This window comes from Nocardia sp. NPDC058058 (assembly GCF_042885355.1).
Taxonomy (GTDB): domain Bacteria; phylum Actinomycetota; class Actinomycetes; order Mycobacteriales; family Mycobacteriaceae; genus Nocardia.
This window is the reverse complement of sequence record NZ_JBHVSA010000007.1, coordinates 38,656-53,592: the sequence shown is the minus strand read 5'-3', so window position 1 is coordinate 53,592 and position 14,937 is coordinate 38,656. Positions and strand designations below refer to the sequence as shown.

General features: G+C 67.9%; 14 protein-coding genes. 3 read left to right on the top strand and 11 right to left on the bottom strand.

From position 1 onward, the window contains the following. Positions 1 to 37 precede the first annotated feature (37 nt). Positions 38 to 3,607: a BTAD domain-containing putative transcriptional regulator gene (locus tag ACFVUS_RS42720; protein ID WP_387780923.1), complete on the top strand. Its 3,570-nt coding sequence runs from the start codon at positions 38 to 40 to the stop codon at positions 3,605 to 3,607. 18 nt (positions 3,608 to 3,625) lie between these two features. On the opposite strand, the gene ACFVUS_RS42715 is transcribed toward ACFVUS_RS42720, so the two are convergent. The 5 genes from ACFVUS_RS42715 to ACFVUS_RS42695 all read right to left on the bottom strand — a co-directional run bounded on the left by ACFVUS_RS42715 (position 3,626) and on the right by ACFVUS_RS42695 (position 7,632). Continuing rightward, a complete protein-coding gene (locus ACFVUS_RS42715) occupies positions 3,626 to 4,495 on the bottom strand; it encodes a cytochrome c biogenesis CcdA family protein (protein ID WP_387780920.1) in 870 nt (289 codons plus the stop codon). Then, complete coding sequence (locus ACFVUS_RS42710) at positions 4,492 to 5,232, bottom strand: DsbA family protein (RefSeq protein ID WP_387780917.1); 741 nt, start codon at positions 5,230 to 5,232, stop codon at positions 4,492 to 4,494. The genes ACFVUS_RS42715 and ACFVUS_RS42710 overlap by 4 nt, the downstream gene beginning before the upstream one ends. Positions 5,233 to 5,306: 74 nt before the next feature. Next, positions 5,307 to 5,696: a hypothetical protein gene (locus ACFVUS_RS42705; protein WP_387780914.1), complete on the bottom strand. Its 390-nt coding sequence runs from the start codon at positions 5,694 to 5,696 to the stop codon at positions 5,307 to 5,309. Between the two features lie 89 nt (positions 5,697 to 5,785). Beyond that, positions 5,786 to 6,625, bottom strand: coding sequence for an ABC transporter permease (locus ACFVUS_RS42700; RefSeq protein WP_387780911.1), 840 nt, complete (start codon positions 6,623 to 6,625; stop codon positions 5,786 to 5,788). Next, a complete protein-coding gene (locus ACFVUS_RS42695) occupies positions 6,622 to 7,632 on the bottom strand; it encodes an ATP-binding cassette domain-containing protein (protein WP_387780908.1) in 1,011 nt (336 codons plus the stop codon). The genes ACFVUS_RS42700 and ACFVUS_RS42695 overlap by 4 nt, the downstream gene beginning before the upstream one ends. Before the next feature lie 269 nt (positions 7,633 to 7,901). Here ACFVUS_RS42695 and ACFVUS_RS42690 point away from each other — a divergent pair, with 269 nt between their 5' ends. Next, entirely contained in the window at positions 7,902 to 9,458 is a 1,557-nt protein-coding gene (locus ACFVUS_RS42690) for a hypothetical protein (protein WP_387780905.1), read from the top strand. A 111-nt stretch (positions 9,459 to 9,569) separates the two neighbouring features. Here the strand turns inward: ACFVUS_RS42690 and menE are convergent, their stop codons facing one another. The 6 genes from menE to ACFVUS_RS42660 all read right to left on the bottom strand — a co-directional run bounded on the left by menE (position 9,570) and on the right by ACFVUS_RS42660 (position 14,071). Continuing rightward, entirely contained in the window at positions 9,570 to 10,706 is a 1,137-nt protein-coding gene (gene menE, locus ACFVUS_RS42685) for an o-succinylbenzoate--CoA ligase (RefSeq protein WP_387781376.1), read from the bottom strand. 105 nt (positions 10,707 to 10,811) lie between these two features. Further along, positions 10,812 to 11,105 (bottom strand): DUF3349 domain-containing protein, encoded by a 294-nt coding sequence (locus tag ACFVUS_RS42680; protein WP_387780902.1) that lies wholly within the window; start codon positions 11,103 to 11,105, stop codon positions 10,812 to 10,814. Positions 11,106 to 11,186: 81 nt separating this feature from the next. Further along, positions 11,187 to 11,456, bottom strand: a complete 270-nt coding sequence (locus tag ACFVUS_RS42675) for a hypothetical protein (protein ID WP_387780899.1) — start codon at positions 11,454 to 11,456, stop codon at positions 11,187 to 11,189. 10 nt (positions 11,457 to 11,466) lie between these two features. Further along, the gene (locus ACFVUS_RS42670; RefSeq protein WP_387780896.1) at positions 11,467 to 12,702 is read right to left on the bottom strand and encodes an anion permease; all 1,236 of its coding nucleotides are present in this window, start codon (positions 12,700 to 12,702) and stop codon (positions 11,467 to 11,469) included. A gap of 75 nt (positions 12,703 to 12,777) precedes the next feature. After that, complete coding sequence (locus ACFVUS_RS42665; RefSeq protein ID WP_387780893.1) at positions 12,778 to 13,164, bottom strand: VOC family protein; 387 nt, start codon at positions 13,162 to 13,164, stop codon at positions 12,778 to 12,780. A 13-nt stretch (positions 13,165 to 13,177) separates the two neighbouring features. Continuing rightward, a complete protein-coding gene (locus ACFVUS_RS42660) occupies positions 13,178 to 14,071 on the bottom strand; it encodes a 1,4-dihydroxy-2-naphthoyl-CoA synthase (RefSeq protein WP_364642869.1) in 894 nt (297 codons plus the stop codon). 354 nt (positions 14,072 to 14,425) lie between these two features. Between ACFVUS_RS42660 and ACFVUS_RS42655 the strand changes: the two genes are divergently transcribed. Continuing rightward, complete coding sequence (locus ACFVUS_RS42655) at positions 14,426 to 14,869, top strand: DUF6918 family protein (protein ID WP_387780890.1); 444 nt, start codon at positions 14,426 to 14,428, stop codon at positions 14,867 to 14,869. Positions 14,870 to 14,937 lie beyond the last annotated feature (68 nt).

The window sequence follows — 14,937 nt, the reverse complement described above, 5'->3', positions numbered from 1 at the left end:
GGCGTCCCCCGCGTCGCTCACCTAGGATTGGCAAGGAATGTTTTCGGAAACAGGCAGTGCCAACGGCGCCGGGAGTACCCGGCCGGCACCCGCGAGCGACACGGTCCTGCTGGCCCTGCTGGGCGAGGTCGCCGTACGTCGCGACGGCGGGCTCGCACCCGTACCCGGAGCCCGGGCGCGCCTGCTGGTCGCGGCCCTGGCCACGCATCCCGGCCGCAGTCGCAGCGCACAGGCCCTGATCGACGATGTCTGGGGCGAGGATCCGCCGCGCGCCCCGATGAACGCGCTGCACACCCAGGTCTCCCGGCTCCGCTCCACGCTGCCCGAGGGGGCGCTGGAGATCGGCCCGGCCGGATACCGCCTGGTGCTGCGCCCCGATCAGGTCGACCTGACCCTGGCACAGCAGCTGGAAAACCGAGCCCGCCAAGCGCATACGCGCGGTGACGACGACCGGTGCCTGGCCCTGATCGCCGAGGCGCGCGGCCTGTGGCGCGGTGATCCGGCCGCCGATCTGCCCGCGGGCTCGGTCGCGGACGAGCTCACCGAGCTCGCGGCCGCCCGCCGCCAGGGGCTGGACGCCCTCGAACTCGCCGCCCGCGAAGCCGTGGGCGATGTGGCCGGAGCCCTCGAACTGGCCCGATCGGCCGCCGTCGCACAGCCTTTCGACGAACCCGCGCACGGCGCCCTCATGCGCCTGCTGGCCGCCGCCGGGCGGACCAACGAGGCCCTGGATGTATTCGCCTCGCTCCGAACTCGTTTGGTGGATCAACTCGGCGCGGACCCGGGCCCGGCGCTGACCGCCATGAACACCGCTCTGCTTCGCGGTGAATCGCTACCGGGCGCACAGCCCGGGCGGGACGCCGTCAGCGCGAATGTCACTGCCGGACAAGGATATTCGGGTAGCAGGTCGGCGGACCGGCCGGGGCGGCCGAATTCCGATGCGGTGCCGGGGTACGGCGGCTCAACCGCGGTGCAATCGGGCGAATGGCGCGGCGGTGCGGGCGAAGCGGGGGACGCCGGTACGGGCTGGGGGACGGCGCAGAGTCTGCGGCGGATGGCGGCGGCGCAGCATGCGGCTGGAACGCGCGATGTCGGTGACGGCGTCGGGGTGGGGATCGGATTGCGGGCCGCGCCGAATCCGCTGCTCGGCCGCGAAGCCGATATCGATGCGCTGGAAGGACTGCTGCGCACGTCGCGGGTGACCACGGTGCTCGGGCCCGGCGGTACCGGCAAGACCCGGGTCGCCAATGAGCTCGGCGCGCGCGTCGCACACGAATGCACGGTGGCGCTGGTCGAATTGGCATCGCTGCGCGCGGATCCGGCAGGGGACGCCGAGACCCGGGTGGAGATCGAGGCCGCCATCGCGACCACGCTCGGGGTGGGCGAGTTCAGCCGGGACACCAATATTCTGCGGGCCACGCGCACCCGGGATCTGGGGCAGCGATTGCGCGAGGCGCTGTCCGCGCGGCCCATCCTGCTGATTCTCGACAATTGCGAACATTTGGTGGACGCGGTCGCCGAACTGGTCGCCGATCTGGTGGGAGCCAGCGATCAGCTGACGGTGCTCACCACCAGTCGCGCGCCACTGCAGATCACGGCGGAAACGGTATACCCTTTGCCGCCCTTGACCATCGACGCGCAGGGTTCACCGGCCACCGAACTGTTCATCGCGCGGGCGCGCGCGGTGCGGCCGTCGGTGCGCTTGGATCCGGAGGTGGTGGCGCGACTGTGCCGCACCCTGGACGGTCTGCCGCTGGCCATCGAACTCGCCGCCGCGCGCACCCGCACCATGAGCGTGGAGGAGATCGAGTCCCGGCTCGACCACCGTTTCGCGCTGTTGCGCAGCGGTGATCGCAGTTCCCCGGAACGGCATCGCACCCTGCACGCGGTAATCGAGTGGAGCTGGAACCTGCTCGACGGGGAACAGCGCGCCGCACTGCGCCGACTATGCCGATTCCCGGCAGGATTCACGCTGGCCGCGGCCGAGATCGTGCTCACCGGATCCGATATCACCGATGCCGCGGCCGCTGTCGACGGTCTGGTGGGCCAATCTTTGCTCACCGTGCTGGAATCCGATGATCCCGAATACGACGGCACCCGCTACCGCATGTTGGAGACGGTGCGCGAATACGGTGAGGAACAGTTCGCCGTCACCGGGGACGCCGATCTGGTGATGGACCGGATGGCCTGCTGGGCAAGGGAATTCGCGCTCCTGTCGGCGCGCCGGTATCACGGTGACGATCAGGTGGCGGTGGTGCTCGGCGTCGCCGCCGAGGCCGACAACCTGAACGCGGTGCTGCGGTACGCCGTCGACCGCGGCGATACCGCGACCGCGCACGCGGTGTACCCGGTCCTTGCCATGCTGTGGATGATGCGCGGCGCGCACCTGGAACTGATGAGCTGGTCCTCCCGCATGGCGACCATGCCGCTGCGCACCGGCGCGCTCGGCGCGGAGGAAGCCGATCTGCAGATGTTCGGGCAGCTCATTCTGGGCCTGCACATGATGTTCCTGGGCGGTGAGGGCAATCGCGATGTCATGCGCGTGCGCACCCGGGTACGGCGACTGCTGCGCAGCGGAGGTCCGCTCAGCCCGGCATTCCGGTTCCTCGGCGAACTGGCGGCGCTGACCAGGAACGGTGTGCAACTGGGCCGGAAATTCTGCGAGGGCACGCATTCGCCGGACGCGCACACCCGGGTGGTGGCGCTGCTGTTCCGCGCCAATGTCCGGGAGAACTCCGGTGATGTATACGGCTCCATTCGAGATGCGGTGCGCGCCTTGACAACCGGTGCGCAGGACGATCTGTGGGGCACCGCCATGGTGTGCCAGCACCTGGGCGGCATGTACGCGCAGTCCGCGCGCTACACCGATTCGGTGGAGTACTACCGGCGCGCCGCCGAACTGCTCACCACACTGCGCGCCTATGACGAGAGCGTGGAGATCCGCAGCTATCTGGCGGTCTCGTTGACCGGCACCGGACAGCTCGACCAGGCGCGGCGGGAACTCGCGCCGCTGCTGCCCGGCGCGGGTATCGATCCGGCCGCGGTGCAGGTCGACGTGCCGCCGAATCACCGGCGCGCCACCGTGACCGCCGGGCTGGCCGAACTCGAACTGGCCGAGGGCGATATCGATACCGGATTGGCCCGCTTCCGGCAGGCCCTGCGGCTGATGGCCTGGCCGCACGGCGCGGTCGCACCCGGTCCCGGCGATCTCATGGTGGCCTCGGCGGTGATCGACGCGCACGTATTGCACGGGCATCTGGCCGAGATCGACGAATTGGTCGCGCAGCTGGTCGGATTGGCCGTGCTCAAGCTCGGGCAGTTCTGGGATCTGCCGCAGATCGGCGCCGTCGCCACCGCCGTCGGCAGCTATCTACTCGCGTCCGGGCACGATCTCGATCGGGGGCTGGAGATTCTCGTGCTCGCGCCGAAAGTCTTCGCGCGGCAGGACTATCCGTCCATGCACTGGCGGCGGCACATCGAGCTGAACCTGCCCGCGGTGGGCGCGGAACGCCTCGAAGCGGCGACGCGTGCGGCGACCCGCTGGAATCGGCGCGGTGCCTCGGAGCGGATCATGGAACTGATGCGCGAGGTACACGAAAACCGCTGACTCGAATGACCTTGCAGGTCAGTCTTTCTCGGCGAATTCCGGAGCTTGCTCGGCGGTGCCGGTCGGCTCCTGGGTGCGTAGCAGCCGCCAGCCGATCAGACCCAACGCGCCCGCGCCCAGGATCAGCAGCACGGTGGTGTCGGACACCGCTCGACCCAGGCGCTGCACCGCCGCTTCCAGGTGGAATTCGGTTTCCGCGCCCAGCAGGCCCGGTAGACCCGAGGTGCCGTCGAAGACCAGGAATACGGTGCCGAGCAGAATGAAGAACAGTCCGGAAATCAGTGCGGTGGTGTGCAATTCCAATCTTCCGATGCTGAATGATCTGCCGCGCAACCACTTCCGCCGACCCAGATCGAAACGGTCCCAGCACGCCGCCAACGCGAACAGCGGGGCCGCCATGCCGAGCGCGTAGACCGCCAGTAGCAGACCGCCCTCGACCGGTGAGCCGCCGACCGCGGCCACCGCCAGAATGGAACCGAGAATCGGCCCGGCGCAGAATCCGGCCAGGCCGTAGACCAGGCCGAGCAGATACACCGCACCGGATCGTTCGGGGCGGCCCTGCTTCGCCGCCGCGCGCTGTGCGAAGCCGAAACCGAAACCGCGACCGAGGATCTGCATGATGCCCAGGGCGATGATGGTCCAGCCGCCGATGCTGATCAGCAGTTCACGATTGTTCGAGAATAGCTGTCCCGCAAACGATCCGGCGATGCCCAGCGGGACCAGTGTGGTGGCCAGACCCAGATAGAACATGCCGGTGCGGGCCAGCAGCGCACCGCTCGAGGTGAACGAATAGGCGAAGAAGCTGGGCAGCAGCAGGGCGCTGCACGGGCTCAGCAGGGCCAGTAGACCGCCCAGGAAGGCGGCGAAAAAGCCTACGGTGCCGCTCATTCGGTGTTACCCGATGCGATATTCGCCGCCGCCTCGATCACGGCGGAGAACTGTTCGATGGGTTGCGCGCCCAGTACCGGGCGGCCGTTGATCAGGAAGGTCGGCGTGGAGGACGCGCCGAGCGAATACGCTTCGGCGGCATCACGCTGCACGGCCGCGGTGGCGGCGGGGGAGTCCTGATCCGCGCGGAACTTCGCGATATCGGGTACGCCCGCCTGTTCGGCGAATTCGGCCAGCCGGTCCGGGGTCAGCACGCCGGTGTTCTTCTTCTCGGGCGCGTTCGCCTGCACGGTGTCGTGGAATTCCCAGAACTTCCCCTGCCGCGCGGCCGCCCAGGCGGCGCGGGCCGCGTTCTCGGACTCCTGGCCGAAGATCGGGAAATTGCGCCATTCGATGCGCAGCACACCCTGATCCACGTACTTCGCGATGAGCTTCGGTTCGATGGTGCGGCCGAAGGTGCGGCAGAACGAGCACTGGAAATCCGAGTACTCGATCATCACCACGGGAGCGTCGGCGCGGCCGCGCGCGAGCGGATCGCCGGCATCGCGCCGCGCCAGTTTCGCGAGTTCGGCGAACATGGGATTGGTGGTGGCGGCCGCGCCCTCCGGTGTGGCTTTCTTTTCGCCGCCGAGCATTTGGAATCCGGCAATGGCGAGCAGGCAGGCCGCCGCGAACAATGCGAGCCCGGCGAACATCTTCCTATTGCCGCTCGGGCGCTTCTTACGATTTTTGGACATGCGAATACCCCTGGACGACTCGGGTCCTGATCGATGTGAAATGTGCTTGAAGACATGGCTGTACGCCGGGTCTCCTAAATGATCAGCACCGTCGTCAAATGGGGGGATGCCACGGCCCGCGTCGGCCCGCGCGGCCGCATGTCATACGAAAGCCACTGGGTGGCAGGGAGTTCCGGAAGCACCGCGAAAACAGGCGTGAGCAGCTGATCCGCCGCCGAACGCGGTGGTGCGGCGACCTGGCCGACCGGGTCCTGCCCCTGCTGATCCCGGCGCTCGCAGAAGGGTGCGTGAATCGCGGTCACGGCATCGGCGGGCGCGACCGTCGCCTGCACCGAAACCTGTTGCGTCGAACCCCAATCCGCCACCGCGGCGATCAATCCGACAATGGCGAAAAGACCCATCAACAGCACAGCACAGGACAGCCGGAATGACTTCCGGCTGTGCGGGGCAGGATGGGAATTCACCGCCCCGACCATAACAGGGCAACTGCCGGGCGCGGCAAAATGCCCGCCCACCGGGGATTCGGTGGACGGGCATCGAGATGCGATTCGGATTACGCGTGCCGCATGTAGGCGCGCAGTGCGAGCGGGGCGAACACGATGATCACCACGACGCCGCCGATGAGCGACCAGGCCAGGTTGGCGGTGACGCCGGTCCCGTTCATGAGCTCGCGGGCGGTGTTGCACATGTAGTAGACCGGATTGGCCTTGTTGATGCCCTGCAACCAGCCCGGCATCTTCTCGACCGGTGCGAAGGTGCCGCCCATGAAGGTCAGCGGGAACATGATCATCATCGAGATGCCCTGCACCGAGGCCGCGCTTTTACCGGTGACGCCGACCAGCGCCCAGATCCAGCTGATGGCGAAGGAGCAGAACACCACGACCAGTCCGGCCGCCACGACACCTAGCACGCCACCCTCGGGACGGTAGCCGAGCGCGAGACCGACGATCACGGTCAGCGTGGTCGCCAGGCCGTAGCGCACCATATCGGCCAGCAGTGCGCCCGCCAGCGCCGAAATACGGGCGATGGGAAGGGATTTGAAGCGGTCGAAGACACCCTTGTCCATATCCTCACGCAGCTGGGTGCCGGTGGCGACCGAGGTCAGCACCACCGTCTGCACCAGGATGCCGGGGATGAGCAGCGGCAGATAGCCCGAGACGCTGCCGCCGATCGAGCCGCCGAAAATGTAGGCGAACAGCGCGGTGAACAGGATCGGCTGCACGGTGACGTCGAACAGCTGTTCCGGATTGTGCCGGATCTTGAGCAGGCCGCGGTACGCCATGGTCAGCGAGTTCTGCGCGGTCTTCTTGAGGCTGATGTGATTGCTGACATCGGGAATCGGGGCCGGGGTGACCTGTTTGGTCAGGTCCGGCGAGGTGAGAGTGGTGGTCATGCCGCGCTCTTTTCGGTATCGGCGGAGTCGTCTTCGGCACCGTGTCCGGTGAGCGCGAAGAACACCTCATCCAGGCTGGGCTTGCTGACATTGATTTCTTCGACCCGAATGTCGTGCTCGCGCAACCGGATCAGGATGTCGGTGGTGATGGCGGGATCGGGCAGCGGTGCGGTGATGCGACCCGCCTCGGGGGAGACGGTCGCCTCGACGACCTTGCCCTCGGCGCGGGACAGGTACTCCGAGACCAGCACCCGTGCCTCATCGATGCGGGCGCGGTCCTCCAGGGTGAGTTGCAGCGCGGACAGGCCGACCGAACCCTTCAACTCGTCGGAGGTGCCGTCGGCGATGACCTTGCCGCGATCGATGACCGCGATCCGGTCGGCCAGCTGATCGGCCTCGTCCAGGTACTGCGTGGTGAGCAGCACCGTCGAGCCCTCGCGCACCAGGCGGCGGATGGTCTCCCACATCTGGGCGCGGGTGCGCGGATCCAGACCGGTGGTCGGCTCGTCCAGGAACAGCAGCGGCGGGGTGGAGATCAGGCTGGCGGCCAGATCCAGGCGACGCCGCATACCGCCGGAGAAGTTCTCCAGGGCCTTGTTGGCGGCTTCCTGGAGCCCGAACTCCTCGAGCAGTTCGGCCGCCTTGCGCCGGGAGTCGGCCTTGGACAGGCCGAGCAGCCGCGAGAAGATAATGAGATTCTCGGTGGCCGTGAGCTTTTCGTCGACCGAGGCGTACTGTCCGGTCACGCCGATGAGCGAGCGCACCGCGGTGGGTTCGGTCAGCACATCGCGGCCGAAGATGCGGGCGCTGCCGCCATCGGGCTTCAACAGGGTGGCGAGCATGCGAATGGTGGTGGTCTTCCCGGCGCCGTTCGGGCCGAGTACGCCGTACACCGCGCCGCGCGGAACCGCCAGGCTCACGCCGTCGACAGCCCGCTGCTCCCCGAAGATCTTGACCAGGTCATTCGCCTCGATGGCGAGTGCCTCAGCAGGTGTGTATGAAGTCATGACCCATACTCTGCGGACCGGTACTTACACGCCCCTTGCACGGCGATTGCGCGCGCACGCAAGCCGGTGACGGTACCCGTGCAAGCCGGTCACGCGGGCGCGCATGCGGGTGCGGTGCGCCGACGCGACCCGCTTCGAACTGGGTGTTCGTCGCGACCGCCGCGCGTTCCCAGGCATTCGGACCCTCGCTTGTTAGCCTGGCCACACGTTTCTTGCTCGCCTGCTTTTCGTTCCCGGTTCGTTCCGTGCGTATGGATTGCGAGGTTCCGTTGAGAGTCGTTCCCGTCGCCCTGACCACGGCGCTGGCCGCGCTGACCGCGGTCGTGAGCACCGTCACCGCGCATGCCGCGCCGCTTGCGGTGGATGCCCCGGATTCGCACGTCTCAGCGGACGCGCCCGGGTCGAATCAGCTGCTGCTGACCTGCCCGCCGACACCGGACGCCGATGATCCGCTCGCGCCGATTCCGCCGCGCGATCCACTGTGCGGTGAGAACGATATGCAGCTGACCGGGGATGTGTACCTGCGCAGCAACGCCTATCGGCGGTTGTCGACCATCTACGGCCCGGATGTCGCGGTCAGCCTGATCGGCAACAACCACTATCAGCTGCGCGATCATTCGGGGAACCTGATCCTCGGCGAGGATCGCAGCACCCTGCACCATGTCCCGTTCGGTCGCGAGATCCCGCCGCCGCTGCCGGGCAATACCGCCGATCTGACACCGCATGAGCAGGCGGTGCGCGAGGGCATGTCCCGGGTGACGGTCGGACTCATGCAGGGCGTCGTCTACACCGGCGACCTCACCGATATGTCCGCCTACCTGACCACGCCGATCGGTTCGCTCATCGTGCAGGCGCCCGGCACCGGAGCCGATCCGTTGCAGCCGGGTCCGGGTGGTGACCGAGAGTTGCAGCTGCTCAACAACTTCCAGGTGCTGGACACGCACGGCCGCTACGTCATGGGCAATACCCTGACGCTGGGTTCGCCAATGGCGTTGTGGCCCAACGCCGCGGTGCCCTGCCCCGTCGGCACCGTACCCATTTCCCAGCTGCCATCGGCCGATAAACTGCCGCGCACCGCGGCGGAATTGCCGGATCCGGTGTGCAAGGCCCCGGCCAGTGTCCCGATCACCGGATTCGTCGATGATCCGGCGGTGGACCCGGCCGCCCCGCCCGCACCCGGAGCCAAGCCGAATCCCGATCCGGTGCAGCGGCAGAAGGACATCAACGACGCGTACAGCGCGGTCGGAACCCAGTTCGGTCTCGCGGTCAGCGTCGGCGGTCTGGTCGGCGGTATGACCGGGCTCATCATCGGTTGTCTCGCGGGCGGAATCGGCGCGGGCACGGCGGGCACCTTCTCCGCGGCGCTCGCGGGCACCGCGACCGGATTCGCGGGCGGCTGCCTCACCGGTGCGGCCCTGCTCGGTGCGATGGGCGGCACCATCGGCAGCCTCGCGATCGGTGTGCCGGTCGGCATCATCTCCGGCGTGAACGCCTACAACACCCTCAAGCTCCAGGGCGATGTGGCGCGCAACCCGATCGCCGAACTCCTGCCCGCGCCGAAAGCACCCGAGGTGTCACCGCTCATCACCGCGGGCGTCCCAGCCGAACTCGCCGCAGCCGTTCCACCGCAATTGATTCCGGCCGTAGCCGACTTCATCGCCCCAGTGGCCCCGCAATTGGCCGCCGATCTGAAAGCACCGCAGGACGCCCCGCCGATCGCGCCGATGGACGGCCTGACCCAACTCGCCGCGAGTGTGGCCCCGATGATCGCGGACGCGATACCCGCGCTCTTCGGCCAGCCTGCCCAGCCCGCCCCGGCGGTATAACACTTCGTCATCCCGGCATGCTTTTGGCCGGGATCCACACGGCTGCAATGACAAGCGTGTGGATCCCGGCCAAAAACGCGCCGGGATGACGGGGCTTGGATAGCTGAGTGGTCAGTTGGGAGAGGTGCTGAGCAGGTATTCGCGGAGCGCGGCGCGGTCGGGTTTGCCGACGCCGCGCATCGGGAGTTCTTGCAGCACAGCCAGTTCGCGGGGGGCGGCGATGGCGTCGAGTTCCGCGACCACGTGGTCGCGGAGTTCGTCCAGGGTGGGGGCGGTCGCACCGGGGGCGGTGACGATCGCGGTGACCACGCGCTGGCCGAGGCGGGAATCGGGCAGGCCCAGGACCACGCATTCGGAGATGGCCGGATGGGTGATCAGCACCGCCTCGACCACCTGCGGCAGCACCAGCAGGCCGCCGGTCATGATGGCCTCGTCGAGTCGCCCGGTGACGGTGAGGACGCCGTCCTCGAAGCTGCCCGCGTCCTCGGTGCGGAACCAGCCGGGTTCGGCGAACGCCGGATGGTCGGGCTGATTGCGGTAGCCCTTGGCCAGCGTCGCGCCGCCGAGCATGACGCGCCCGTCCTCGATGCGGACTTCGGTGCCGTCCAAGGGGATTCCCTCGTAGACGCAGCCGCCGCAGGTTTCGCTCATGCCGTAGGTGCGGAAGATGGTGATGCCCGCCGCGCGGGCGCGCTCCAGCACCGGTTTCGGGGTGGCCGCGCCGCCGATCAGCACCGCGTCGAGCTGTGCCAGCGCGGCCGTGGCGGCCGGTTCGTCCAGCGCCTTGATGAGCTGGGTCGGCACCAGCGAGGTGTACCGGCGCGGCCCGCGCATTCCGGCGATGGCTCCGGCCAGCCCCTCGGGCAGGAAGCCGCCGGACACATCGAGCACGGCGGGTTCGGTCCCGGCCTGAATGCTGCGCAGCAGCACCTGGATTCCCGCGATGTGATGGGTCGGCAGTGCCAGCAACCACTGTCCGGGCCCGCCCAGGCGGGTGTGCGTGGCCTCCCCGCTGGCGCGCAGCGCGGCGGCGGAGAGCATGGCGCCCTTGGGGATTCCGGTGGTGCCGGAGGTGGTGACGACCAGCGCCACCTCGTCGTCGATCTCCTCGCCGGGCCGCAGGCTGCTGCTGAGCCGCTGCGCCTCGCGGCGGTCGGCGGTGGGTATGGGCAGCCAGGCGGGGCCGTTGCCCTCGAGGGCTTCCCGCAGGTGCGGCAATACATCGCCCACCGATGCACCGGTGGGCATGGGGAGGGTGCGGAGGGTATTGCTCACGTTCGCGATCGTGTCATGTGATGGGGTGGCCGCGCACCTGTGGGGGTCCGAGGCCGGGGGTCGATGGTGGTCGGTCGGTCAGTCGGACGTCGGTGTCGCCAGCGGCCATCCACCGGCTGCCAGCCGGGAGGCCACTCGGGCGATATCGTCCTCGCCGGGTTGTTCCTTGGCAACTCGGGAAATGGCGGCCTCGATATCGGCGCGTTCGATCTCGCCGGTGGCGACGCGTTCGCGCACCAGCTCCTCGACGACCAGGTGCACTTCGTAATCGGTGAGCCGCCGGTGCAGCACCGCGAGCAGCGCCACGTAATCGGACTGCGGAATGCCCTGCGGATACCCGGCTTTGAGCCAGTCCAGGACCTTTTGCAGCACGTTCGGGCGCGGCGCGGTGCGCGCCGGATCGGTGTTCGGCTGTTCCGGAGTAGTCAGCTGCGTGCCTTTCTTCCCGTGGCGTCAGGCGCCGAGCAGATGGATGCCGAGCCGGCTGGCGAGGAAGCCGCGTGCGATGAAGAGCACACCGACCACCACCGCGATCATGACCACGGCGAAGCAGAGCGCGGAGACGGCGACCGCGGTGGTGCGCGCGGTTCCGGTCGCGCCGTCGTCGAGTTGCGAGCGATACCGAATGCCGAACGCGAAGATGACCGGCAGTCCGGCCCCGAAGACCAAGGCGGCCAGCGTGACCCGCCACAGATCGCTGATATTGGACAGGAAGGTGTGCACGGCGTCGCTCCTATCCGATTCCGTTGCCGACGGTGTCATCGCTGCGCAGCGCGGCGGCCTGGCGCGCGGTGTCGTCCGGACCCGCGGCGTCGCCGGCCGCGGCCTGTTCCGCCCGCCAGTCGGCATTCACGTTGTGCGAGTTCACCTCGGTGCGCTTGGACCGCCGCCAGATCGCCCCGGCCGCCGCGAGCAGCAGCGCGAACACCACGAGGACGCCCGCGGTGCCGCCGATGCCGTGCAGGATGGCCCAGCACAGCGCGCCCACCACACCGGCCAGCGGCAGCGTCAGCACCCACGCCACCACCATGCGGCCGAGCACGCCCCAGCGCACTTCGGCGCCGGGCCGTCCGATGCCCGAACCCAGGATGGATCCGGTCACGGTCTGCGTGGTGGACAGCGGCAGGCCGAAGTGCGCGGAGGTGAGAATGATCGCCGCACTGGTGGATTCGGCCGCGAAACCCTGCGGCGGCGCGATATCGACCAGGCCCTTGCCGAGCGTGCGGATGATGCGCCAGCCGCCCAGGCAGGTGCCCGCGGCGATGGCGACCGCACAGGACACGATGACCCACAGCGGCAGCGGATCGCTGGCCTTGGCCGAACCGTGCGCGATCAACGCCAGGAAGATGATGCCCATGGTCTTCTGCGCGTCATTGGTGCCGTGCGCGAGCGAGACCAGGGACGCGGAACCGATCTGCCCCCAGCGGAATCCGCCCTCGACGGTTTTCTCATTGCTGCCGCGCGTGATTCGGTACACGGCCCACGAGCCGAGCGCGGCGACCAGCGCGGCCACCACGGGTGCGGCCAGCGCCGGAATGATGATCTTGGCGAGTACGCCCTTGCTGCCCGCCGCCCAGATGACGCCGTCCCAGCCCAGCGCCGCGATGGTGGCGCCGATGAGACCGCCGAACAGCGCGTGCGAGGAACTCGACGGCAAACCCAACAGCCAGGTGAACAGATTCCACAGAATGCCGCCGACCAGGCCCGCGAAGACGATGTCGAGCAGTGCCCGCCCGCTGACTTCGGAGAGGTCGACAATGCCCTCGGCGACCGTCGCGGCGACCGCGACACTCAGGAAGGCGCCCACGAGATTGAGCCCGCCGGAAAGGAGTACGGCTGTTCGAGGGGGGAGCGCACCGGTGGCGATCGAGGTGGCCATCGCGTTCGCGGTGTCGTGGAATCCGTTGGTGAAGTCGAATACCAGGGCCGTGAGAACAACGATCAGCAGAACGAGCAGTTCGGCAGACACACCGTTCAGTTTGCGCTACGGCGTTTGTCTGTTGTTAACCGGTGCCCCCCGACACGCCTCACAGTTACTCGCGTGCTAAGGCTTTCGAACATCCCGGCGAATCGGATGGTCGGCCGGGATCTCCACCAGCACGATCGGCACGTCATCCGGATCGCGCACCCACATTTCGATCAGGCCCCACGGTTCGCGAGTCGGCGTGCGGTCGATGGCGACGCCCGCGAGTGCGAGTTCGGCGGCGGCGTCCGAACAATCGCGCACCTGCAACCAGATCGCCCCCGCGAATCCCGCCGGACCCTCGCCGCGCCCGTGCCCCGCGACTTCGAGCAGCCCCTGCCCCGCGAAGAACACCGTGCCGCCCGGATACTCCCGGGCAATCGCCAATCCGAGCGTGTCGCGGTAGAACTCCAGCGTCCGCTGATAGTCCACCGGCCGCAGGATCAAGCGACTGCTCAGGATCTCCATGGCTTCTACAGTGTCAGAAGTAGTACGGGTACGGGGACCAGTCCGGGTCACGCTTCTGCAAGAACGAATCCCGGCCCTCGACGGCCTCATCGGTCATGTAGGCCAGGCGGGTGGCCTCACCGGCGAACAGCTGCTGTCCGACCAGACCGTCATCGCTGAGGTTGAACGCGTACTTGAGCATGCGGATGGCCTGCGGCGACTTGCCGAGAATCTCCCCGGTCCATTCCAGGGCCACATCCTCGAGCCGATCGTGATCCACGACCTCGTTGACCGCACCCATGAAATGCATCTCCTCGGCGGTGTACGGCCGGCCCAGGAAGAAGATCTCGCGAGCCCGCTTCTGCCCCACCATCTTCGCCAGGTACGCGCTGCCGTAGCCGCCGTCGAACGAGCCGACATCGGCGTCGGTCTGCTTGAACCGGGCGTGTTCGCGGCTGGCGAGGGTGAGATCACAGGTGACGTGCAGGCTGTGCCCGCCGCCCGCGGCCCAGCCGTTCACCAGTGCGATGACCACCTTGGGCATGAAGCGGATGAGCCGCTGCACCTCGAGGATGTGCAGTCGCCCCGCCCGCGCCGGATCGACGGTGTCGGCGGTCTCGCCCTCGGCGTACTGGTAGCCGCTGCGCCCGCGAATCCGCTGATCGCCGCCGGAGCAGAACGCCCAGCCGCCGTCCTTGGGGCTCGGGCCGTTACCGGTGAGCAGCACCGCGCCCACATCGGAGGTCATGCGCGCGTGATCGAGCGTGCGGTACAGCTCGTCGACGGTGTGCGGGCGGAAGGCATTGCGCACCTCGGGCCGATCGAACGCGATCCGGACCGTGCCCTGCTCCACATGCCGGTGATACGTGATGTCGGTGAGGTCTTCGAATCCAGGGACGGGTTTCCACAGCGCTTCATTGAAGGTCACCCTCAAGAACATAGCGGGGCCCTATGGACGTAACGCAAGGTGACAACTTATTTCGGGTCGATCGATGGTTACTCCGGGGTACGCCCGAAACTCGCTGGCTACGCGATTGCGAACATGCGGTGCGAGGCGATGGGGTACCCAGGAAAGGCGCTGAAAAACCTGCCGGGGCACCGGAGGTGGTCGCTTGGTCGAGTGAATGGTGCGAATGTGAAACGCTGCCAAGGGATTGCGGAGGCTTTACAGTGCAGTAGCTGCCCTGGCAGTCGAGGCGCGTCTGCATCATGTGTGCGGGAACATCGGTGCGTATAGTTCTGTGCGCTCGTTCATCGAAAAACTATCCGGAGGAACCTGAAAGTGGTTGCAGCACTGTCTGAATCCCTGCTCGATGACGCCAAGCGTCCGGCCTTCCTGGCCGACGCCAAAGAGGTTCTGGATGCTGAGGTGTCGGACAAGGGCGGCGCGTCGGGTCTGGCCGTCAAGGGCGGCTACGCCGCGGTGAAGAAGGTCAGCCCGACCATCGTCGGCGATGCGCTGGAGTCCTTCATCCCGAAGTTCGTCGCGTCCCTGGAGCCGTTCTGGTCCGAGTACCAGGCTTCCGGCGCCGGCTCGTTCGCCGACCTGCTGGTCGCCAAGCAGGACGAGGTTTCCGAGGCGCTGCTCTCGGTCACCGACGAGCGCGCCCAGGCGTCGTCGCGTCCCGCGCTGACCAAGGTCTACAACTCCATGCGGTCCTCGGCGAAGAAGCATGTGGCCGAGGCGCTTCCGCGCGTCGGTGCGCTGGTCCAGCGTCACGCCTGATCTAGCGACCGGTCCGCGGCCGATACGGCCGCGGACCGACGATCGCTCGTCATCCCGGCGCGTTTTTG